19 protein-coding genes are annotated in these 20,661 nt (G+C 74.1%); 8 read left to right on the top strand and 11 right to left on the bottom strand.

Features of this window, described 5'->3' with window-relative positions; genetic code table 11:
• Positions 1-139: 139 nt before the first annotated feature.
• A complete protein-coding gene (locus T328_RS15585) occupies positions 140-397 on the top strand; it encodes a hypothetical protein (RefSeq protein ID WP_496496620.1) in 258 nt (85 codons plus the stop codon).
• A 1,159-nt stretch (positions 398-1,556) separates the two neighbouring features.
• Positions 1,557-3,119, top strand: a complete 1,563-nt coding sequence (locus T328_RS15580) for an MDR family MFS transporter (protein ID WP_496496619.1) — start codon at positions 1,557-1,559, stop codon at positions 3,117-3,119.
• A 121-nt stretch (positions 3,120-3,240) separates the two neighbouring features.
• On the opposite strand, the gene T328_RS15575 is transcribed toward T328_RS15580, so the two are convergent.
• Together T328_RS15575 and T328_RS15570 are read right to left on the bottom strand one after the other, a co-directional pair.
• Positions 3,241-4,401, bottom strand: coding sequence for an RNA polymerase sigma factor (locus tag T328_RS15575; protein ID WP_496496618.1), 1,161 nt, complete (start codon positions 4,399-4,401; stop codon positions 3,241-3,243).
• Positions 4,402-4,411: 10 nt separating this feature from the next.
• A complete protein-coding gene (locus tag T328_RS15570) occupies positions 4,412-4,819 on the bottom strand; it encodes a YciI family protein (protein WP_496496617.1) in 408 nt (135 codons plus the stop codon).
• 209 nt (positions 4,820-5,028) lie between these two features.
• Here T328_RS15570 and T328_RS15565 point away from each other — a divergent pair, with 209 nt between their 5' ends.
• Positions 5,029-5,487, top strand: coding sequence for a hypothetical protein (locus T328_RS15565; protein WP_496496616.1), 459 nt, complete (start codon positions 5,029-5,031; stop codon positions 5,485-5,487).
• Between the two features lie 165 nt (positions 5,488-5,652).
• Here the strand turns inward: T328_RS15565 and T328_RS15560 are convergent, their stop codons facing one another.
• From T328_RS15560 to T328_RS15545, 4 genes are all read right to left on the bottom strand, one after another.
• Positions 5,653-7,380: a PH domain-containing protein gene (locus T328_RS15560; RefSeq protein WP_496496664.1), complete on the bottom strand. Its 1,728-nt coding sequence runs from the start codon at positions 7,378-7,380 to the stop codon at positions 5,653-5,655.
• A gap of 77 nt (positions 7,381-7,457) precedes the next feature.
• The gene (locus tag T328_RS15555) at positions 7,458-7,994 is read right to left on the bottom strand and encodes a PH domain-containing protein (protein ID WP_496496615.1); all 537 of its coding nucleotides are present in this window, start codon (positions 7,992-7,994) and stop codon (positions 7,458-7,460) included.
• 321 nt (positions 7,995-8,315) lie between these two features.
• Positions 8,316-9,305, bottom strand: a complete 990-nt coding sequence (locus T328_RS15550; RefSeq protein ID WP_496496614.1) for a zinc-binding dehydrogenase — start codon at positions 9,303-9,305, stop codon at positions 8,316-8,318.
• A gap of 263 nt (positions 9,306-9,568) precedes the next feature.
• Positions 9,569-10,723, bottom strand: coding sequence for an NAD(P)-binding protein (locus tag T328_RS15545; RefSeq protein ID WP_496496613.1), 1,155 nt, complete (start codon positions 10,721-10,723; stop codon positions 9,569-9,571).
• Positions 10,724-10,832: 109 nt separating this feature from the next.
• Between T328_RS15545 and T328_RS15540 the strand changes: the two genes are divergently transcribed.
• Positions 10,833-11,588 carry a pentapeptide repeat-containing protein gene (locus tag T328_RS15540; protein ID WP_496496612.1) on the top strand — a complete coding sequence of 252 codons (756 nt, stop codon included), beginning with the start codon at positions 10,833-10,835 and terminating at the stop codon, positions 11,586-11,588.
• Positions 11,589-11,673: 85 nt separating this feature from the next.
• Positions 11,674-12,252, top strand: coding sequence for a Uma2 family endonuclease (locus T328_RS15535; protein ID WP_496496611.1), 579 nt, complete (start codon positions 11,674-11,676; stop codon positions 12,250-12,252).
• An 80-nt stretch (positions 12,253-12,332) separates the two neighbouring features.
• Here the strand turns inward: T328_RS15535 and T328_RS15530 are convergent, their stop codons facing one another.
• Positions 12,333-12,908, bottom strand: coding sequence for a TerD family protein (locus T328_RS15530; protein ID WP_496496610.1), 576 nt, complete (start codon positions 12,906-12,908; stop codon positions 12,333-12,335).
• A gap of 172 nt (positions 12,909-13,080) precedes the next feature.
• Here T328_RS15530 and arfB point away from each other — a divergent pair, with 172 nt between their 5' ends.
• Positions 13,081-13,512: an alternative ribosome rescue aminoacyl-tRNA hydrolase ArfB gene (gene arfB / locus T328_RS15525; protein ID WP_496496609.1), complete on the top strand. Its 432-nt coding sequence runs from the start codon at positions 13,081-13,083 to the stop codon at positions 13,510-13,512.
• 96 nt (positions 13,513-13,608) lie between these two features.
• Here arfB and T328_RS15520 read toward each other — a convergent pair whose 3' ends face one another.
• Positions 13,609-14,082, bottom strand: coding sequence for a flavin reductase family protein (locus T328_RS15520; RefSeq protein WP_496496663.1), 474 nt, complete (start codon positions 14,080-14,082; stop codon positions 13,609-13,611).
• Between the two features lie 393 nt (positions 14,083-14,475).
• Between T328_RS15520 and cdgB the strand changes: the two genes are divergently transcribed.
• Together cdgB and T328_RS15510 are read left to right on the top strand one after the other, a co-directional pair.
• Entirely contained in the window at positions 14,476-16,179 is a 1,704-nt protein-coding gene (gene cdgB / locus T328_RS15515; protein WP_496496608.1) for a diguanylate cyclase CdgB, read from the top strand.
• A 220-nt stretch (positions 16,180-16,399) separates the two neighbouring features.
• The gene (locus T328_RS15510; RefSeq protein ID WP_496496607.1) at positions 16,400-17,374 is read left to right on the top strand and encodes a carbohydrate-binding protein; all 975 of its coding nucleotides are present in this window, start codon (positions 16,400-16,402) and stop codon (positions 17,372-17,374) included.
• Between the two features lie 89 nt (positions 17,375-17,463).
• Here the strand turns inward: T328_RS15510 and T328_RS15505 are convergent, their stop codons facing one another.
• From T328_RS15505 to nagA, 3 genes are all read right to left on the bottom strand, one after another.
• Positions 17,464-18,315, bottom strand: a complete 852-nt coding sequence (locus T328_RS15505) for a class II fructose-bisphosphate aldolase (RefSeq protein WP_496496606.1) — start codon at positions 18,313-18,315, stop codon at positions 17,464-17,466.
• Positions 18,316-18,317: 2 nt separating this feature from the next.
• A complete protein-coding gene (locus T328_RS15500) occupies positions 18,318-19,358 on the bottom strand; it encodes a 1-phosphofructokinase family hexose kinase (RefSeq protein WP_496496605.1) in 1,041 nt (346 codons plus the stop codon).
• Positions 19,359-19,446: 88 nt separating this feature from the next.
• Positions 19,447-20,652: an N-acetylglucosamine-6-phosphate deacetylase gene (nagA, locus tag T328_RS15495; protein WP_496496662.1), complete on the bottom strand. Its 1,206-nt coding sequence runs from the start codon at positions 20,650-20,652 to the stop codon at positions 19,447-19,449.
• Positions 20,653-20,661: the final 9 nt, after the last annotated feature.

Raw genomic sequence — 20,661 nt, 5'->3', positions numbered from 1 at the left:
ACTGTGGTTCCGGCATCGGCGCTGGCCGGCGTCTTGCCGGGGATGGGTGCGGGCATGCGGGCAGCCACTGTGTTCATGAACGCTTCCCCGCAGCCCCGGGCAAACCATCGCAGCTTGACCTCAATCCCAAGGAGAAAGCATGCCAACGCGTCAATCGCGCAAACCCTCTCAATTCTCATGGGAAGTGAAGAAGGAGGTGGTGATGGGGTGGGCGACATCCGGTATGAATAAAAAACTATTCGCGCAGTGGTATAGCGGCCATCACACGCATAGCGTGAAAGTCACCGATACTAACATCAGGGACTGGATAAAATACGCGGAAGGCCACCCGGACCTATTTTCCGAGGCGGAGCGGGAAGTGTTGAAAGCGGCACTTAATCGCTCCTGGTTTTATTAGTGAGCAGGAGAAAGGGAATGTGCTGCGTGAGTTTTGGGCGTCCGGCCGGGGTCAAAGAGACTTCGTGGAGCGGTATAACACACAGAACCCCGGCAGGAAAATAAACCAATCGCAGCTCAGTAAGTGGCAGAAAGCCGCGCTAAAACAGGAGAACCCGGGGGGAGCGGTGGCTCCCTCGCAGTCGGAGTCGTTCGACGACCGTTCCGTGCAACCCGTGCAACTGCCTCAACAGCAGGGTCAGCCGGTGGCTGCCCCGTACGGGGTCGGGGGTGAGGAGTGGGTCCCTGCGGTGACGCGGCAGTTGGGTGCGTTGTCCGTCGCCGCCCCCGCAGAGCCGTCAGCGCTCCGGGGGCTCGACCCGTGGTTGGGGGCTGGCTCAGAGTCGGGGTCGGAGTCGGGGTCGGAGGGGGAGGAGTGGGCTGCCGGTCGGGCCGGCTCCCTTCGCGCCGGGCCCGGCCAGTCGGCTGCTCCTCCAAGCCCGCCCTCCATGAACCCGCTCGAGCTCCTTTACGGGCGGGGTGACCGGACTGCCTCCGGCGGGGGCTTCGCCGGTCCGTCCCAGACCGCCGGCTACTCTCAGTACTCCCCGGCCGCCTACGGCCAGAGTTCCGACAGCACGCCTTACACCGTCAGCTACACCCAGTACGGCAGCGTCGCCTACAGCCAGAGCTTCGGCGCGTCCGGTGGGGGGTATTCGGGGCAGGGGGGCGAGTCCAGTGCGCCTCAACCGCCCCCTGCGGACCACGGGCAAGCCGGGTCGAAGGGGAAGGGGAAGGCGCCGGGAGGCAGTAAGTGATCCGGACATGGCCGGGACTTGACCGAGCCGGCGATGGTGCCGTGGGACCGGCCGAACTCCTCGTGGAGTGGTCGGTCAGCAGTCGGGGGAGCGCGACGACGGGCGCGGCAGTGACGACGGTGAAGGAGGTCACGGCGGCGAACCGTCGGTTCGCATCCGGCGGAGGCTCCAACTGCGTCCTCGCGGGCGTTCCCTGGCCTGCGCGAAATGCGGAGGCGGGCCGCGGCGGAACGTGGAAGGCTCGGTTCGGCCGATGAGTTCTGGTGCGCTCGCCGGTCTGTGTCGGTGAAGCAACTGACCATCCAGTCCGGCGGCCCTCGGCTGCGAGGTGACTGTGATCAGGAACCCGAGCGAGGAGCTGACATGCGAGCCGTACGAGCTGCGATAGCGAAGCGCGACCGGCGATCCGCCGGCGAGGAGGCGGAGGACGGCCGGACTCCGACCGTGGTGCGGCTGCTGGTGCTGGCGACGTTCGTGGTGATCCTCAACGAGACCATCATGATCAACGCGATTCCGCGGCTGATGGAGTCGATGCACGTCACCGAGCAGTCGGCGCAGTGGGTGTCCACCGCGTTCATGCTCACGATGGCCGCGGTGATCCCCGTCACCGGCTGGTTCCTGCAACGGGTCACCACCCGCCGGGCGTACGTGGTCGCCATGGGCACGTTCCTCGTGGGCACCGTCATCTCGGCCGCCGCACCGACGTTCGCGGTGCTGCTGACGGGCCGTATCGTGCAGGCCGCCGGCACGGCGGTGATGATGCCGCTGCTGATGACCACGCTGATGACGGTCGTGCCCGCGCAGCACCGCGGCAAGGTGATGGGCCAGGTCACGCTGGCGATGTCGGTGGCGCCCGCGCTCGGCCCGACCGTGTCCGGGGTCATCCTGCAGGTCGGCTCCTGGCGGCTGCTGTTCGTGGTCGTGCTGCCGATCGCGGCGGTGGTGACCGTGTTCGGGCTGCGCAAGCTGGAGGACATCGGCGAGCGCCAGGTCAGCTCCATCGACTGGTTCAGCGTCGGGGTGGCGGCGCTCGGCTTCGGCGGTCTGGTGTACGGGCTGAGCCTGATCGGCGAGAGCGACCGCCGGGCGCTCGGCATCGGCATCGCCGTCGGCGGGATCGCGGCCATCGCCGTCTTCGCCTTCCGCCAGCTCCGGCTGCAGCGCTCCGGCACGCCGCTGATGGACCTGCGCACCCTGCGGTACGGGGCGTTCACCCGGTCCCTGGCCGTGATGGCCATCGGCTTCCTGGCGATGATGGGGTCGATGATCCTGCTGCCGCTGTACCTGCAGAACGTACGCGGCCTCAGTCCGCTGGAGACCGGCCTGCTGGTCATGCCGGGCGGCCTGGCGATGGGTCTGCTGGGGCCGTCGGTCGGCAGGGCCTTCGACCGGTTCGGCAGCCGCCGGCTAGTGGTGCCCGGATCGGCCGGCGTCATGCTCGGCCTCGCCGGCTATACCCAGATCTCGACGACCACACCGTACTGGCAGATCCTCGGCCTGCACGTGCTGCTGATGGTGAGCCTGGCGGCGACGTTCACGCCGGTCTTCACGCTCGGCATGGGCGCGCTGCCCCCGCACCTTTACTCCCACGGCAGCTCCATCCTCGGCACGCTGCAGCAGGTCGCGGCGGCGCTGGGGACCGCGCTGGTGGTGACCGTGATGTCGGCGCGTGCCACCGGGCTGGTCGACGACGGCGTCGAGCCGTTGCCCGCGCAGGTCAGCGGGATGAAGCTGGCGTTCGGCGCCGCGGCGGTGCTGGCCGCGGTGATGGTCGCCCTGGCGGCGACGCTGCCGCGGCGGGTCGAGGGCATGGGCGACGACGACCACACCGCTGCCAAGGACGCGGGCGCGCCTGCCGACGCGGACGCCGACGCCGACGCCGACGCCGACGCGGGCACCGTGGAGGACGAGCGGGTTTCGGCGTAGGTACGACGCGAGCCGCACCCCCGTCGCGACCCGCGGCGGGGGGTGCGGGCGCAGCGGGGCGGGGGAGCCCTCCAGCCGCTGAACAGCCGTCCCGCCGCGCAGCCGTTCAGCCCGCGACCCTTCAGCCGCGGAGCTTCGCGTTGATCCGGGCGGCCTCGCGGGTGAGGTGGTCGCGTTCGGGGAGGGTGGGCGCCGAGCGGGCGGCCTGGGCATAGAGGCGGGCGGCGGTCTCCGGGTCGCCGTCGCGCTCGTGCAGGTACGCCGCCACGGCCGCGTACCGCGGCAGGGCGGGGTCCAGCTCCGCCAGGGCGGCCAGGCCGGCCCGCGCGCCGTCGGCCTCGCCCACGGCGACGGCCCGGTTGAGGCGGGCCACCGGGCTGTCGGTGACGCGTACCAGCTCGTCGTACCACTCGACGATCTGCACCCAGTCCGTCTCCGCGGCGGTCGGGGCGTCGGCGTGGAGCGCCGCCACGGCCGCCTGCGCCTGGAACTCGCCCAGGCGGTCACGGGCCAGGGCGGCCTGGAGGATCTCGACGCCCTCGGCGATCATCTTCGTGTCCCACAGGCAGCGGTCCTGCTCGGCGAGCGGCACGAGCCGGCCGTCGGCGGCGGTGCGGGCGGGGCGCCGGGCGTGGTGGAGCAGCATGAGCGCCAGCAGACCCGCCACCTCCTCGTGGCGGGTCCTGGCCGCCAGCTGGCGGGTGAGGCGGATGGCCTCGGCGGAGAGGTCGACGTCGCCGGAGTAGCCCTCGTTGAAGACCAGGTACAGCACGCGCAGCACGGTGGCGACGTCGCCGGGCTGGTCGAACCGGACGTCGGCGACGGTCCGCTTGGCCCTGCTGATCCGCTGGGCCATCGTCGCCTCCGGCACCAGATAGGCCCGCGCGATCTGCCGCGTGGTCAGGCCGCCGACCGCGCGCAGCGTGAGCGCGACGGCGGAGGCGGGCGTCAGGGACGGGTGCGCGCACAGGAAGTACAGCTGCAGCGCGTCGTCCACCGCCGCGCCGGGGCCGGGCGCGGGCTCGGCCTCGACCAGCTCCTCGCGCCGCCGCCGGGAGGTGTCGGCCCGTACGGCGTCGAGGAACTTGCGCCAGGCCACCGTGATCAGCCACCCCTTGGGGTCCCGAGGCGCCCCGCCGTCCGGCCCGGTCGGCCACTCGCGCCGTACGGCCTCGACGAGGGCGTCCTGCACGGCGTCCTCGGCCGCCGCGAAGTCGGCTCCGCGGCGGACGAGCACACCTATCACCTCGGGGACGAGTTCCCGGAGCAGCGATTCGTTCACAGCGGCCCGTTCATGCGGTGGCCGGGGGCTGCACGCCGTAGAACGGACGCAGTTCGAGCCACTCGTGGATCGGCTTCCCGTCGGCCCCGGGCGCGGCGGACAGCTCGCCGGCCAGCTCGACGGCGCGCTCGTACGTCTCCACGTCGATGATCATCCAGCCGGCGATCAGGTCCTTGGTCTCCGCGAACGGCCCGTCGGTGACCGGCGGGCGGCCCTCGCCGTCGTAGCGGACGAAGGTGCCCGCGGGGGAGAGCGCCGCCTCGTCGACGAACTCGCCGGTGCCCTCCAGCCGGGTGGCGAAGTCCCGCATGTACTGGATGTGGGCCGTGACCTCCTCCGGCTTCCACTTGTCCATCGGCACGTCGTTGACCGCGGCCGGAGCGCCTCGGTAGTGCTTCAGCAGCAGGTACTTGGCCATGATGTTCTCCTTGCTGAGGTACGGCCCATTGTGGTCCGTGTGTGCTCCTGGGACGGAGCCGCGCGCGGGTTCTCGACATCCCGGCGCGAACTTTTTTCGCGGACTTCGTCTGTCACTCGTCGTACGAGGTCAGGAACCCTTGGTGGGCGCCGGTCGTCACTCAGGTTGCGGGTACGGGTCGGGGAGTGCGGACGAGTGGGGTGGTTCGGGTGGATCCGGTGTCGGTGGGGTTGTTAGTGGCGCTGGCCGGTGGGGCGGGCGGGGAGATCGGGCGGCAGGGGTGGGAGGGGCTGACGCGGCTGGTGCGGCGGCCGTTCCGGCGGGACGGGGGCGACGCCGGGGCCGGCTCCGAGGTCGGCTCCGGCGCCGGCTCCGGGGAGGCGGAGCTGGAGCGGCTGGCGGCGGAGCCGGACGACGAGGCGCGGGCCCAGGCGCTGAGCACGGCGCTGGCGGTACGGGCCGCGCTGGACGCGGAGTTCCGCGCCGGGCTGCGGGCGTGGCAGGAGGCGCTGCCGCCGCTGCCGGAGGACGGGGCGGGCACGGTGACGAACATCGTCAGCGGAGGCACGCAGTACGGCCCCGTCGTGCAGGGCCGCGACTTCTCGGGGATCACCTTCAACGCCCCGCCTCCGCCGCGGCCGGACGATCCCCCGGGGGCGGGCGGGTGACGGTGCCGGAAGGCGGCGGCCGGACCGGCAACACGGTCTCCGGCGGGGCCTAGTTCGGGCCCGTGCCGCAGGACCGGGACTCCACCGTGCGGCTGCCGCCGCGGATCACCCCGGCGCCGGCCGGGCTGCCGGCGCCCTCGGCGACGTTGCTCACCGCAAGACGGCTCAGCGCGCGTCTCCCTCGGCGCGTACGGGAGTTGCGGCCGCCGGGTGCCGTACGGCCGCCGCGTCGGGCACCACCAGGAACGGCGTCAGCAGCTCCGGCAGCGCCTCCTCCGCGAACCGCAGCCCCTGCGCCTCCCCCACGTCGTACGCCGCGTACGCCTGCGCGCCCGCCGCCGTCGTCGCCCGCAGCGTCACCAGCCCCGCCCGCCGCTGGAACAGCGACTGCCGCACCGTCCAGCCGACCACCCCGTCCCGCCGCAGCGCCACCGTGGAGCGCCGCAGGGTGCCGCTGCGTACGACCAGATACGGGCCCGCGAGCCCGTGCCCCAGGCTCCGGTACGCGTCCCGCGCCAGCAGCGCCGCCGCCGGCAGCAGCACCGCCGCCGTCGCCGCCCCCGCGTACGCCAGGCCCCGTACCGACAGCGCCGCCGCCAGCCCCAGCAGCACCGCCACCGGCACCAGCGCCGCGCCCAGCGACCACCGCAGCCGGCGCGCGAGCGCGGCCCGCGGGTGCGGGGTCAGCCCCGGCCGGGTCAGGGCGACGGGCGTGCGCAGCACCCGGGCCGTCACGTCGTCGGCGACGGCGCGCGGGGCCGCGGGCAGCAGGGTGTTGAGGTCGTTCTGCTCGCTGTCCTTGCGGGACAGTCCGGTCGCCACCGCGTCCACCCGGGCCGCGCCCGACAGCCGTACACCCAGCGGCTCCACGACGTCGACGCCGCGCAGCCGCGCCTCCTCCAGCGATATCGACCGGGTCGTCAGCAGCCCGCGCCGTACCCGCAGCGTGCCGTCCGGCTCGCGCTCCAGCCGGTAGTTCCACCACATCTCGGTCCACAGCCCGAGCGCGCCCACGAACCCCGACGCGAGCAGGATCGACCCCAGGGACAGCACCGTCCACACCGCGGGCAGCGGGCTGAACGTGTCCCGTACCCAGTCGACGACCGTCTCCTCCGCCCCGAACCACTGGCTGACCTGCATCACCGCGCCCCAGCCCGTCATCGCGAGGAGGGGGGTGAGGAAGGAGAGCGGCGCGTAGCGGATCCAGCCGGGGGCGAGCGCGGCGAGCCGGGGGCCGGCGGGGTGGTCCGGGTCGTCGGGGCCGCCGGCGGGTGCGGCCCGGCGCAGCAGCGCGCGCCGCAGCGACTCGCCCTCCGCGCGCCGCACCGGCGACAGCTGCAGCGCGGACTCCCCGCCGGCGGTCTGGTCGCCGGTGCCGATACGGACCTTGACCAGCCCGAGGAGGCGGAGGAGGGGGTGCGCGGTGAGGTCGACGGTGCGGATCCGGTCGCGGGGGAGGGAGCGCCGGGTGGTGAACAGCACGCCGGTACGCAGCTCGACCCGCTCGGCGCCGACGCGGTAGCGGGTGTGGCGCAGGCGCAGCACGTCCACGGCGAGCCCGCCGCCGATGAGCAGCGCGCAGCCGGCCAGCACCCAGGCCACGGCGGCGCGGAAGTCGATGTGGGAGGCGAGCCCGGCGCCGACGGGGACGCCGGCGCCGAAGGCGGCGCCGAGGAGGAGTTCGGCGGTGACGAGGAGGGAGCGGGGGTCGAGGCGACGCCAGTCGCCTGCGTCGGCTCCCGTGCCTGCGTCCTTTCCGGGGCCTGCGTCCGTTCCGGGGCCTGCGTCCGCTCCCGGGCCCGCGTCCGCTTCCACGCCCGGATCCGCTCCCACGCCCGGGTCGGCGCGCGCGCCCGGGCCCGCGTCCGCTCCCACGCTCGCGTCGGCTTCCATGCCCTGGCCCGCTCCTACGCCCGCGCCCGCGCCCGCTTCCGTGCCCACGCCCACGCCCGCGTCCACATCCGCGTCGCTCACGTCGCGTCCCCCGGGGTCTTCTGCGTCGCCAGCGCCAACTGCTCCGCCAGCTCCGCCGCCTCCTCGTGGTCCAGCGCCTCGATCCGCAGTGCCCCCTTCGCCGATGCCGTCGTCACCGTCACCGCCGCCAGCCCGAACGCCCGCTGCAGCGGCCCGCGTTCGGTGTCCACCGTCTGGATCCGCGACATCGGCGCGATCCGCGAGTCGATCCAGAAGTAGCCGGTACGGACGTACACCGCGTCGTCCGTGACCTCCCACCGGTGCACGCGGTAGTACCACTGCGGCAGCCCCAGCCCCGCCCCCAGCCCCGCCGCGGCCACCCCCGCGCCCGCCACCAGCAGCCAGAACCGGGCCGGCCCGATCAGCGCACCCAGCACCGCCAGCACCCCGACCGGCACCGCCGCCGCCAGCAGCAGCTGCGTACGCCACCACGCGACGGCCCTGCGGTCCACCCGGTGGAGCGGCGGCCGGAGCCGCAACTCCGCCGGGCCGCCCGGGTCGCCCGGGCCCCCGCCCTCTCGATCTACGCCCACAACCTGAACCGTACGTCCTGCCCCGCGACCGTCACCGCCGGGTACGGATCGTTTCGGCCGCCGCCGGCGGCTCTCGCGGGAGCCGGGCTCTCGCGCGCGGCGGGCCGGCTCGCCCCGCGGGGCACGCGGCGGGCCGGCTCGGGCCGCGGTGGTGCGTAGCCGTAGGCGCCCGGCGCGGTCCGAGCCGCGGGCCCTGGACCGACCGCTCGCTCCGTCAGCTGCCCGCACCGCCCGCACCCCACCCGCCCCGGGCCCCGGTCCCCGCGCCCGGCCCCGCCCGCGCCTCATCTGACGCGTACGCCCCCTCATCTCCCCCCACCGCTACGGCTCCAGCACCACCTTCCCCACCGTCCCCCGCGTCTCCAGCGCCCTGTGCGCCTCCGCCGCCCGCGCCAGCGACCAGCGTTGCACCAGCGGCGTCCAGCGCCCCGTCGCCGCCTGCGCCAGCGCCGCCTCCTCCATCCGCCGCAGGGGGTTGTCGCCGCCGATGCGGCTGAGCCAGTCGGGGCCGAGGACGTTCACCGACGTGATGCCCCGCTCCGCCAGCTCCGCCTCCGTGAACTCCAGCGGCGCACCCGACGACCAGCCCAGCACCAGGTGCCGCCCGCCGGGGGCGAGGAAGTCGGCCGCCGTGCGGGCGGCGGGGCCGCCGACGGTGTCGAGGAGCACGGTGGGCCGGCGGTCGCCGAGGGCACCGCGTACGTGCTCGGGCCAGGCGGGGTCGGTGTAGTCGGCGGCGGTGTCCGCGCCGAGGTCCCGTACGCGCGCGACCTTCTCGGGGCCGCCGGCCAGGCCCACGACGTACGCGCCGAGGTTGCGGGCGTACTGGACGAGCAGCGAGCCGACGCCGCCCGCCGCCGCCGTGACGATCACGACGTCGTCCACCGTCACCGCCGCGAAGTGCAGGAACGCCATCGTCGTACGCCCCGTGCCGATCATCGCGACGGCCTCCGCGGCGTCGAGGGAGTCGGGCAGCGCGTGCAGCCGCTCGGCCTCGGTGACGGTCAGCTCCGCGTAGCCGCCCGGGACGAGGCCGATGTGGGCGACGACGCGGCGGCCGAGCCACTCGGGGTCGACGCCGTCGCCCAGGGACTCGACGGTACCGGCGATCTCGCGGCCGGGGATGGTGGGCAGTTCGGCGGGCGGCATGGGGCCGCTGGTGTCGCCGCCGCGGAGCTTGGTGTCGAGGAGGTGGACCCCGGCGGCGGCGACGGCGATACGGACCTGGCCGGGGCCGGGTACGGGGTCGTCGGTCTTCTCGTAGACGAGGTTCTCGGCGGGGCCGAAGGCGTGAAGTCGTATGGCATGCATACGGCCAGCAGACAACGTGAACAGAACTTCAGGTCAAGCGGGAAGAAGAAGGCCGGAAAGGCCCGGAAAGGCCGGAAACCCGTGAACCCGGAAACACCGGCCGCCCGGCCGGCAGACCCGAACCGCAGCCCGCGCCCGCCGACCGGGCGAACCGCCCCCGATCCCCTCCCCCCGGCCTCCGCCCCGGGGTCTCCCACCCCCGGACCGGACCCCGTGTTCCCCCGGTCTCACCCACCCCGGGTCACTGTCGCCTGCCCAGCCGCCTACGCCGCCGCCTCGAACCGCCGCTCCGCCAGCGCCAGCGTCACCGCCTCGATCGCACTCGCGAACGACACCTCGCTCAGCACCCCCGGCGCCGCCACCTGGTCCCCCGCCAGGTACACCCCGTCGCCGCGGTCCACCCGCGGCCGGTCGCGCCACGTGCTGCCCACCGGGTCCACCGCCCCCGTGCGGCCCGCGGCCAGCGCCGCGCGGCGCCACACCGTACGGTCCCGCCAGCCCGGGTAGCCGAGGTCCAGCAGCTCCTCGGCCCGCGCGACGCCGGCCGCCTTGCCCTCCTCCGGCGCCACCGGCACCTGGCCCTGGATCAGCTGCTCGCCCGCCGGAGCCAGCATCGGGTCCTGGGCGGTGAACCGCTCCAGCCAGCCGGGGGAGTCGAGGTCGGAGACGACGAAGGCGTCGCCGCGGCGCTCGCGTACGGCGACGTCGACGAGCACCGTGCGCCCGGAGGGCCAGGTCAGCGACGAGTCGCGGAGGAGCGTGCGGGCCGCCGGGAGCGAGGTGGCGACGACGACGGGGCCGTCGTGCGGCAGCTCGTCGACGCGGGCGCCGACCTCGATCCGTACGCCCATGTTCCACGCCCGGCTCGTCATCAGGTCGACGACCGAACCCCAGCCGCCCGCCGGATAGTGCGCCTCCGGCGGCAGCGCGGTGGCGCGGCGCAGCCGCTCCTGGACGAACGCTGCGGAGAGCGAACCCGGGTCGTGATGGAAGATCGCCACCGCGCTGTAGCAGGCGGCGGCCCGGGCGCCCGCCTCGCCGGCGATTCCGGCCGCCCAGCTGTGGAAGTCGCGGTCCACGGGCGCGTCGCGGCGGCGCACCAGGCGCAGCATCGCGGCCGGCGGCACCTTCCGCAGCCGGCCGTCGCGGCGGAAGCGGAACCGGGCGCCTTCCAGGGGCGGGAGCGGCGCCATCGTGCCCAGCAGGTCGCGCTGCTTGAGCCAGGCCCAGTGCGGGCCGCGGTAGTACAGCGCGTGCGGGCCCTCGTTGGTGCGGTAAGGCGCGTCCGCGGTGCGGGCGCGCCCCCCGAGGCTGCCATGCGCCTCGTACAGCGTCACCCGGGCGCCCGCCTCGGCGGCGGTGAGGGCGGCGGTGAGCCCGGCCAGTCCGCCGCCGATCACGGAGATGCGTCGTCGCATGGTGTTCTCCTCGGCTGCTGGTGTTGCACGTTCTCTGCTCAAGACGGATCAGGGGGTCCGGAACGTGACACCGGGACCGCTGTCAGTGCGGTACGTCACGATGGGGCGCATGACGCGGCAGAAGGTGATCAAGGCGCCGCGGCGGCCGGAGGTGCGGCTGCCGGAGGCCCTGGGGACGTACGGCGGCGGGGGCGGCGCGGGGGACGCGGGGGATGCGGGCGGCGGGGGTGACGCCGGGGCGTACCGGGCGGCGGAGCTGGAGCCCGACGGGGACTACGACGCCCTGGAGTTCTCCGGGCTCGACCTGACCGGGGCGGACGGCGCGGGCGCCCGCTTCATGGACTGCGCGCTGCGCCGCTGCGTGCTGGACGGGGCGCGGCTGCCGAACGCGCGGCTGATCGACACGGTCCTGGAGGAGGTGCGCGGCGCGGGTACGGACCTGGCGGGCGCGACGCTGCGGGACGTGGAGCTGACGGACACCCGGCTGGGCGGCGTGCAGCTGCACGGGGCGACACTGGAGCGGGTGGTGATACGTGGCGGCAAGGCGGATTTCCTGAACCTGCGCGGGGCCCGGCTGACGGACGTCGTGTTCGAGGACTGCGTGCTGGCGGAGCCGGACTTCGGGAACGCCCGGCTGGAGCGGGTGGCGTTCGAGGGCTGCACGGTGCAGCGCGCGGACCTCTCCGGCGCCCGGCTGACGGACGTGGACCTGCGCCGCGCGGCGGAGCTGTCCGTCGAACGCGGCGTGGACCGCCTGGCCGGCGCGGTGATCAGCCCGGAGCAGCTCCTGGCGCTGGCCCCGGCCTTCGCGGCGCAGGTGGGGGTGGAGGTCCGGGCGCCGGATGACCTGCAGAAACGTCACTGAACACCCGTTCGGGTGAAGTCCCACCTGATACTGCCGCGTCGCCTCGCTTACGCTGAGAGCGTCCTTTCGACGAAGGAGGACACCCATGGCATTGACGATTCCCGAGCGCGAGGTGCTCGTGCCTGCAAACCACCCGATCGAGGACGCCTTCTTCGCGGCAAGCGCGGCTGTCCCCAGGGGATGGCGCGTGGAACTGATCGAAGGGCAAATCCACGTGACGCCTCCGGCCAATGCTGAGCACGAAGACTTCGTCTCCGGGATGCACGAGCAGGTTCGTGATCACCACAGAGATGTCCGGATGTACCACGGAATCGGCCTGAAACTTTCCGGGCCCGATCCCAATCTCCGGGTCATCCCTGATCTGGTGGTTGCCCCCAAGCGGGCGTTCCAGGCCGAACTTGAGTGGCACGATCCCGATCCCGTCTTGCTTGTCGCCGAAGTCACCTCGAAGTCCACAGCTCGCAACGACCGTTTGAAGAAGTTGCGCGGATACGCCCGTGCTGGGATCCCCCTGTACCTGCTCATCGACCGCGAAGCTGGCGTCATCTCGGTGTTCAGCAAGCCGAAGGGGAGGGAGTACGCCCGCAGCGAGAGCGCAACGCTCGGCGAGAAAATCACGCTGCCTAAGCCGTTCGACTTCGAACTGGACACCGCCGAGTTCTGACCCCTAGACCACGAGTGGCCCGCCGCGCTCTCGCGCAACGGGCCACTCCGCGTATACGGGTGTCCCACGGCCCCGACGGCTCAGACGCTGACGCCGAAGTCCTGGGCGATGCCCGACAGGCCCGAGGCGTAGCCCTGGCCCACCGCGCGGAACTTCCACTCCGCGCCGTTGCGGTACAGCTCGCCGAAGACCATCGCGGTCTCCGTCGCCGCGTCCTCGGAGAGGTCGTAGCGGGCGATCTCCGTGCCCCCGGCCTGGTTCACGACGCGGATGAACGCGTTGCGCACCTGGCCGAAGTTCTGGCTGCGGGTCTCGGCGTCGTAGATCGAGACCGGGAAGACGATCTTGTCGATCTCCGGCGGCAGCCCGGCGAGGTTGACGTTGATCTGCTCGTCGTCGCCCTCACCCTGGCCGGTGACGTTGTCACCGGTGTGCACGATCGTCTGGTCCGGCGACTGCCGGTTGTTGAAGAAGATGAAGTGCTGGTCGGAGAAGACCTTGCCCTCGGCGTTCACCGCGATCGCGCTGGCGTCGAGGTCGAAGTCCACCCCGGTGGTGGTGCGGACGTCCCAGCCGAGTCCGACCGTGACGGCGGTCAGCCCGGGGGCTTCCTTCGTGAGCGAAACGTTGCCGCCCTTGGACAGGCTTACGGGCATGGGGAGTCCCCTCCTGGTTCGGGCTCCATGTGCCGGAGCCTTCTTCTACGACCCTAAACGCCGGTGTGGCCCTACCCGGTTCCAGGCACCGTACGCCCCCGAACGCCCGGGCGGAGTCCGGGGGACGCAAACCGCGTGACAGGCCGAACACCCTCGCGGGATCATGGGAGACATGTCCGGTCCCTACCGCATCCGCGGCTCGGTCGCCCTGCCGGAGGCCGAGCTGATGTGGCGTTTCTCCCGTTCCTCGGGGCCCGGCGGTCAGCACGTGAACACCAGCGACACCCAGGCGGAGGTCCGCTTCGACCTCGCGGGCACGCGGTCGCTGCCGCCGGTGTGGAAGGAGCGGGCCCTGCACCGGCTCGCCGACCGGCTCGTCGACGGGCAGGTCGTGGTGCGGGCGAGCGAGCACCGTTCGCAGTGGCGCAACCGCGAGACCGCCGCCGTACGGCTCGCCGCGCTGCTGGCGGAGGCGACCGCGCCGCCGCCCGCGCCGCGGCGGAAGCGGAAGGTGCCGCGGGGCGTCAACGAGCGCCGGCTGCGGGAGAAGAAGCAGCGGTCGGACGTCAAGCGCGGCCGTACGGGCCGCGGCTGGGGCCAGTGACGGCGGCCGCGCACACTCCGCTCCCGGCCGCCCGCCCACTCCCGGCCTCGCGCCCGTCGGACCCGGCGCGCGTCGCCAACGCGAACGTGCGAAGCCTCACCCCAGCGTCCGGTACCGCCCCCGGAAGTACATCAGCGGGCTCCCGTCCGAGCTCGGCTGCGCCGCGCTCAGCACCCGCCCGATCACCAGCGTGTGGTCCCCCGCCACCACCCGCTGCTCCGTCCGGCACTCCACCGTCGCCAGCGCCCCGCCCACCAGCGCGCACCCCGTCACCTCACCCCGCGTGTACGGGATGTCGTCGAACAGCAGCCGGTCGCTGATCCGCCCCTTCATCGCGAACCGCCCGGCGATGTGCCGCTGGCTCTCGGAGAGCACCGAGGCCGCCCACTCCTCCCGCTCGGTCAGCAGGTCGTCCATGCGGGAGCCGTTGCGCACGCTGACCATCACCAGCGGGGGGTCCAGGGACACCGACAGGAACGCGGTCGCCGTCATCCCCACGTCCTCGCCGTCCAGTCCGGGGTCCGGGTCGTACGCCGTGACCAGCACCACGCCCGCGGCCAGCCGGCTCATGGCCGCCCGGAACTCCTCCTCGCTCACCCCAACAGGATGGGCCACCGTTCGCGTCTCATGCAGCACGCCTCGAACCGTAACCGGACCCGCAAGGCCCGGGCATCGGGCCGAGGGCGGAGCGGAGTCCTAGGTCCACGTCCCGTCCCACCCGCCCCCCACCGGCCCGTCGCGCCCGGCCCGCCCCACCCGGCGCGCGCGCCCGGAGCGCCCGCGTGCGAGCGCTCGACCGCCCGCCGGTTAACACCTCCCCATCCTGTGACTTGAGTCACAGAGAGCGTCGAATGTTGACCCTGTGTACCCGCCGAAGAGCTGCCTGTGATTCAGTGGCCGTGTCGTTGGTGAAATTCCACGCGGGGGTCTCCCGCCGAGTCGGGGCGAGACGGGAGGGCAGGTATGGAGACGGAGGCAGAGCCTTACGTAAGGCTGGCGAGCCTGCGCCGGCTGCATCAGGTCCTCGCGGACCTCAACCAGACACGCAGCCTTGCCGACACACTTCAGAGCGTCGCGGACGGGCTCGTGGCCCTCGGCTACGAGATGTCCGCGGTGAACCTCGTACGGCCCGACGGCGACCTCGTCGTCGCCGCCGTCGGCGGCGATCCCACCGCCGAGGCGATCATGGCCGGCCGGGTCGGCCCGCGCGAGGCGTGGGAGCGCCGGCTCCACATGGGGATCGAGTGGGGCGAGCTGCGCTACATACCCCACAGCGAGGGCTGGGTCCTCGACGACGACGCGGTCCCGCAGACCTACCCCGTCGTCCCGCCGCCCTCCGCCCCCGGCGACTGGGCCACCGGCGACCGGCTCCTCGCGCCGATCTACGACGCCGGCCGCGAACTGCTCGGCGTGCTCTCCGTCGACAAGCCGGCCAACGGCCGGGTGCCCACCCCCTGGGGCCGCGAGGCGCTGCAGATGTACGCCTCGCAGGCCGCCATAGCGATCACCAACGCCCGGCTGCGCGCCAACATGCAGCGCGCGCTGGTGCGCTTGGAGCGCGAGCAGCAGGCGCTGCGCGCCAGCGAGGAGAGCTTCCGCCAGGCCTTCGAGTACGCGCCCAGCGGCATGGCCGTCGCCGAGATGGGCGGCGACGACCACGGCCGGCTGATCCGTACGAACGACGCGCTGTGCCGGCTCCTCGGCCGCCAGCCCTCCAGCCTCCGCCGGCTGTCGTTCTCCGACCTCGTCCACCCCGAGGACGTCGGCACCCTGCTGCGCACCTTCGCCGAGGGCGGCCGGGCCGAGCTGCGCCTCACCCGCCGCGACAACACGTACGTGTGGGTGAGCCTGCGCAACTCGGTGGTCGCCGACGCCGCCGACGGCCCCCGCTACCTCCTCACCCACGTCGAGGACATCGAGGAGCGCAAGCGCCACGAGGCGCAGCTCGCGCACCGCGCCAGCCACGACTCGCTCACCGGCCTGCCCAACGCCGCCGAACTGCGCGCCCGGCTCACCGCCCGGCTCTGCGACCGGCCGCCCGAGCTGTACACCGGCCCCGTCAGCCACTCCGCCGCCAGCCTGCCGGGGCCCCGCGGACGCGCCATCGTCGGCGCCGGCCCCGGGCCCGGCACCGTCGAGGTCGACACGAACGGCCACGGCTTCGGGGCCGACGGCGCCGAGGAGCACCAGTGGGCCGGCTCCGGGCCGTACGAGCACCACGTGCACGCGATGGTCCCCGAGGGCGGCGGCGGGGAGTCCGCGGGCAAGGGGCTCGCGGTGCTCTTCTGCGACCTCGACGGCTTCAAGATCATAAACGACCGCTTCGGGCACAACACAGGCGACGCCGTGCTCATCGCCGTCGCGCAGCGGCTGACCCACGCGGTCCGCGACGGCGACACCGTCGCGCGGCTCGGCGGCGACGAGTTCGTGGTGCTGGCCGACGGACTGACCCCCGGCGGCGCCGAGGACCTGGCGGTGCGGCTGCGGAACGCGATCATCCCGCCGATCCAGGTCGACGGGCGGGCGGTGCGCGTCGGCGCGAGCATCGGCACCGGCTGGGCGATGTGCGGGATGTCGACCGAGGAGATACTCAGCTCCGCGGACCAGTTGATGTACCGGGAGAAGCGGGCCCGTTCGCAGGGCCGCTCGCACCGCCGGGCCGGCTAGTGACGCGCGTACGGGCCGGGGTGCCCGGCGGGGGGCGGCTCGGGGGGTCGGCCGGAGGGCTTGCCGTGCCGGGGCCGCGGGTTGTCCACAGGCGGCCGTCGTGGCTTCGTCCACAGTCAGCCGAAGGAACGCTCGGGCATTACCCCGGACGCGGTAGGCTCGCCCCCTGGCCGGCGGTTCGCCGGACGGGACGCAACGCCCACCAGGGAGTGAGAGGGAGATGACGGCCGGCAACCACGGTGCGGGCACGCCGCCCGAGGACGACGACCCCTTCGCCCACCTGTACCGCCCGGAGGGCGGTGCCGCCCCGGCGGCCGGCCCGGGCGAGGGCACGGCACCGATCCCCGGTGTGCCCCGCACCTCGTACACCCAGGTCCGGGCGGTCGGCGAGCGGACCTACGGCGGTCAGCAGGCCGCGCACCAGGTGCCGCCCCAGCAGGCGTACCCGTACGGGCAGGCCAGCCCCAGCCCGCATTACGCGGCCCCCGAGACCTACGGCGGCCCCCCGCCGCAGCCCCCCGCCTTCCCGCCCGGCGGTGACGACGGCGGCCCGCGCCGCGGGCGCGGCGGCGGGCGGAACGGGCTGATGCTCGGCGCGCTCGCCGTGGTCGCCACGGTCGTGATCGCCATCGTCGCCGCGGTGCTCTTCAGCGGCGACGGCGACCCCTCGGACGTCGGCGGCGGCGACTCGGAGTCCGTCTCGCCCAGCCCCGACGCGGGCGACGGCGGCAAGAACGGCGACGACAAGCCGAAGGAAGACCCGACCGCCCCGCCCGCCGAGGACGGTACGAAGCTGGATCTGGCCGGCGGCGCCGTCGTCGGCAACGATCCGGAGGTCTCCGAGGACGGCTCGTACGTCCACGGGTTGTACAACGAGGGCGCGTCCGCCACCTGGCAGCCCGAGGTCTCCACGGGCGGGGAGTACACGCTCTTCGTCGACTACAGCGTCCCCGGCAAGGACGCCGACCTCACCCTCACGATCAACGGCGAGGCGCAGAGCCGCCCGCTGAACATGAAGAACTTCGCGGGCGCCAAGAAGGACGACTGGCTGGCCGGCTGGACCCGGACCTACTCCTGGATCTCCCTGGACGAGGGCGCCAACGAGATCACGCTGTCCTGCGAGTCGGGCAACAAGGAGTGCCAGACCGCGATCAGCAAGGTGTCGCTCAAGGAGGGGCAGGTCACCCAGCCGTAGGCCGGAGTACGGACCCTCCCGCCCGGCCGGGCCCGCCGCCGGAAGCGCGCCGGGCCCGTGACCGTCGCCCGTGGCCGTCGCCGCGGCCGTCAGCCGCCGACGACCTCCAGGAACCGGCGTACCGTCGCCGCCATCGCGTCCCGCCCCGGAGCCAGGTACTTGCGCGGGTCCACCACGGTCGGGTGCGCGTCCAGGTGTTCGCGGGCCGCCGCGGTGAACGCGGTGTTCAGCGCCGTACCGACGTTGATCTTCACCATCCCCGCGGCCACCGCCTGCCGCAGCTCCGCGTCCGGCACCCCGGACGAGCCGTGCAGCACCAGCGGCACCGCGACCGCCGCCCGCAGCCGGCCGATCAGCTCGTGGTCCAGCGCCGCCGTGCGCTCGGTCATCGCGTGCGAGCTGCCCACCGCGACCGCCAGCGCGTCGACCCCGGTGTCCGCGACGTACGCCACCGCCTCCACCGGGTCCGTGCGCACCCCGGGCGCGTGTGCGTCGAGCGGCGCCTCGCCCTCCTTGCCGCCCACCTTCCCCAGCTCCGCCTCGATCCACATCGCGTGCTCGTGCGCCCAGCGCGCCGCCTCCGCCGTGGCCTTGACGTTGTCCGCGTAGGACAGCTTCGAGGCGTCGAACATCACCGAGCTGAAGCCCAGCCCGTGTGCGGAGTGCAGCAGGTCGGTGGAGACGACGTGGTCCAGGTGCAGCGACAGCTGCGCGGACGAGGCGCGCGCCACGGCCGCCGTCGCGGCGGCGACGGGCGCGAGCCGGCCGCGGTGGAACCGCACGGCGTTCTCCGAGATCTGCAGCACCGCGGGCGCGCCCGTGGCCTCCGCGCCGGCGGCGATGGCCTCGGCGTGCTCCAGCGTGATGACGTTGAAGGCGGCCACGCCGTGGCCGCCGGTCCGGGCGGCGGCGACGAGTTCTCCGGTGGTCGTCAGTGGCATCTTCAGGCCCCCTCCTCCCGGGCCGCGTCGCGGCCCGACGTGATCTCGATCTGCGGCAGCGTCTCCGCGTACGTGGCGGCGTCGAACTCGCCCGCCACGGGCGCGGCGACGGTCGCCGCGGACAGCGCCACCGCGCGGGCGAGCCGGGCGGGCCACTCCAGCCCTTCGGCGAGCCCGGACAGCAGCCCGGCGACGGCGGAGTCGCCGGCGCCGGTGGGGTTGCCCGGCACGTGCCGCGGCGGTGCGGCGCGCCAGGTGCCGTCGGCGGTGACGGCGAGCAGCCCGGCGGCGCCGAGCGAGGCGGCGACGGCGTGGGCGCCGCGCCGGCGGGCGTCGTCGGCGGCGCGCAGCGGCTCGGTGGAGCCGGTGAGCTGGGCCAGCTCCGCGGCGTTGGGCTTGACCACGTCGGGGCGGGCGGCGACGCCGCGGCGCAGCGGCTCGCCGCTGGTGTCGAGCAGCACGGGGACGCCGGCGGCGTGCGCGGCGCGTACCAGCTCGGCGTACGCGCCCACGGGCACGCCGGGCGGCAGGCTGCCGCACAGCGCCACGGCGCGGACCGGCGCGGGGCGTAGCGCGCCGGCCCGGGTGCCGGTCCCGGGGTCGGCCGGGGTGCCGGGGTCGGCCGGGGCGCCGGCGTCGGCCGGGGTGTCGCAGGCGAGCAGCGCCGCGTACGTGTCGAGGAACGCCGCCCACTCCGCGGCGGTGACCTCCGGCCCCGCCTCGTTGAGCTGGGTGGTGTCGCCCGTACCGCCGTCCACGACCGCGACCGTGCGCCGCGTGTTGCCCGCGACGTCCACCAGCGCGTCGGTCAGCGGCCCGTCCGCCGCGGCCAGCAGCGCGCGCACGTGCGCGCCCGTGGGGCCGCCGGCGAAGCCGGTGACGGTCACCGGGTGGCCGAGTGCGGCGAGCACCCGGGCCACGTTCAGGCCCTTGCCGCCGGGCCGCTCCGTGACGTCGGTGATCCGGTGCGACTCGTGGGCACGCAGGCGCGGCACCCGGTACGTGACGTCGAGTGCGGCGTTGAGTGTGACCGTGAGGAACATACGCGCGAAAGATCCTGCCATGGTGCCCCGGCGCCGTCGACAGCACGCCACCGGCGGCGCGCCATCGGCGGCACGCCGCCGGCGGGCGTCAGCGACCGGTACCGGGTTGGACGATCCACGCGCCCTTGCGCATGATCCCGGCGAGTGTGAAGTCCTCGTCGAGCACGACGAGGTCCGCGTCCTTCCCGGGCTCCAGCGAGCCGATCCGGTCGTACGCGCCCAGCAGCTTCGCCGGCGTCGCCGACAGCGCGTCCACGACGTCCGCGACCGGCAGCCGGTCGACGGTGACCGCCCTGCGGAACGCGGAGTCCAGCGTCAGCGTGGAGCCGGCGATCGACCCGCCGTCGACCAGCCGGGCCACCCCGTCCTGCACGTCGACCTCCATCGGCCCGAGCGGGTAGCGGCCGTCGCCCATGCCCGCGGCGCCCATCGCGTCGGTGATGAACGCGACCCGCCCCCGACCGGCGCGCCCGAATGCCAGTTGCAGCACCGCCGGGTGCAGGTGCACGCCGTCGTCGATCAGCTCGACGGTGACCCGCTCGTCCTCCAGCAGCGCGGCGACCGGTCCCGGCGCGCGGTGACCGAGCGCGGGCATGGCGTTGAACAGGTGGGTGGCGACGGTGGCGCCGGCCTCGACGGCCTCGCGGACCGCGTCGTACGAGGAGTCGGTGTGGCCGACGGCGGCGATGACGCCGCTGTCGGCGAGGAGGCGTACGGAGTCCAGCCCGCCGGGCAGCTCCGGCGCCAGCGTGAGCATCCGGGTCTGCCCGCGGCCGGCCTCGACGAGCTTGCGCACGTCGGCGGGTGCGGGGTCGCGCAGCAGCGCGGGCTGGTGCGCGCCGCAGCGGTGCGGGGAGATGAACGGGCCCTCGAAGTGGATGCCGGCCAGCTCGCCGTCCTCGGCCAGCTCGGCGAGGACGCCGGCCTGCCGGGCCAGCTCGTCGAGGTCGCCGGTGACGGTGGAGGCGAGCATCGTGGTGGTGCCGTGGCCGCGGTGGGTGTCGATGACGGTGCGGGCCTGCTCGTGGGTGCCGCCGGAGAAGGACGCGCCGCCGCCGCCGTGCACGTGGATGTCGACGAAGCCGGGGACGATCCAGTGGCCGCGGAGGTCGGTGCCGGCGGGTTCGCCGTCGTCCCGCGGCCCCGGCGCGGCGTCCCGGGGTGCCACCGACGTGATCCGGCCGTCCGCGACCGTGAGACGGGCGTCCTCGACGGTGCCGGCCGGCTGGACCACACGGGCACCGGTGAGCACCGTGCTGCCTTCCCGCGTCGAATCCCGCGTCGAATCCCGCATCGAATCCCG

This window comes from Streptomyces sp. CNX435 (genome assembly GCF_059570575.1).
This window is presented reverse-complemented; position numbering and strand designations above follow the sequence as displayed.

Bases quoted from the DNA above. Each gene is read 5' to 3' on its own strand.
- cdgB (WP_496496608.1), top strand. From the start codon at position 14,476: ATGGAGACGGAGGCAGAGCCTTACGTAAGGCTGGCGAGCCTGCGCCGG.
- T328_RS15535 (WP_496496611.1), top strand. From the start codon at position 11,674: ATGGCATTGACGATTCCCGAGCGCGAGGTGCTCGTGCCTGCAAACCAC.
- T328_RS15560 (WP_496496664.1), bottom strand. From the start codon at position 7,380: ATGGAAGCCGACGCGAGCGTGGGAGCGGACGCGGGCCCGGGCGCGCGC.
- T328_RS15540 (WP_496496612.1), top strand. From the start codon at position 10,833: ATGACGCGGCAGAAGGTGATCAAGGCGCCGCGGCGGCCGGAGGTGCGG.
- T328_RS15520 (WP_496496663.1), bottom strand. From the start codon at position 14,082: ATGAGCCGGCTGGCCGCGGGCGTGGTGCTGGTCACGGCGTACGACCCG.
- T328_RS15545 (WP_496496613.1), bottom strand. From the start codon at position 10,723: ATGCGACGACGCATCTCCGTGATCGGCGGCGGACTGGCCGGGCTCACC.
- T328_RS15580 (WP_496496619.1), top strand. From the start codon at position 1,557: ATGCGAGCCGTACGAGCTGCGATAGCGAAGCGCGACCGGCGATCCGCC.
- nagA (WP_496496662.1), bottom strand. From the start codon at position 20,652: ATGCGGGATTCGACGCGGGATTCGACGCGGGAAGGCAGCACGGTGCTC.
- T328_RS15505 (WP_496496606.1), bottom strand. From the start codon at position 18,315: ATGCCACTGACGACCACCGGAGAACTCGTCGCCGCCGCCCGGACCGGC.
- T328_RS15530 (WP_496496610.1), bottom strand. From the start codon at position 12,908: ATGCCCGTAAGCCTGTCCAAGGGCGGCAACGTTTCGCTCACGAAGGAA.
- arfB (WP_496496609.1), top strand. From the start codon at position 13,081: ATGTCCGGTCCCTACCGCATCCGCGGCTCGGTCGCCCTGCCGGAGGCC.
- T328_RS15550 (WP_496496614.1), bottom strand. From the start codon at position 9,305: ATGCATGCCATACGACTTCACGCCTTCGGCCCCGCCGAGAACCTCGTC.
- T328_RS15500 (WP_496496605.1), bottom strand. From the start codon at position 19,358: ATGTTCCTCACGGTCACACTCAACGCCGCACTCGACGTCACGTACCGG.
- T328_RS15585 (WP_496496620.1), top strand. From the start codon at position 140: ATGCCAACGCGTCAATCGCGCAAACCCTCTCAATTCTCATGGGAAGTG.
- T328_RS15570 (WP_496496617.1), bottom strand. From the start codon at position 4,819: ATGGCCAAGTACCTGCTGCTGAAGCACTACCGAGGCGCTCCGGCCGCG.
- T328_RS15510 (WP_496496607.1), top strand. From the start codon at position 16,400: ATGACGGCCGGCAACCACGGTGCGGGCACGCCGCCCGAGGACGACGAC.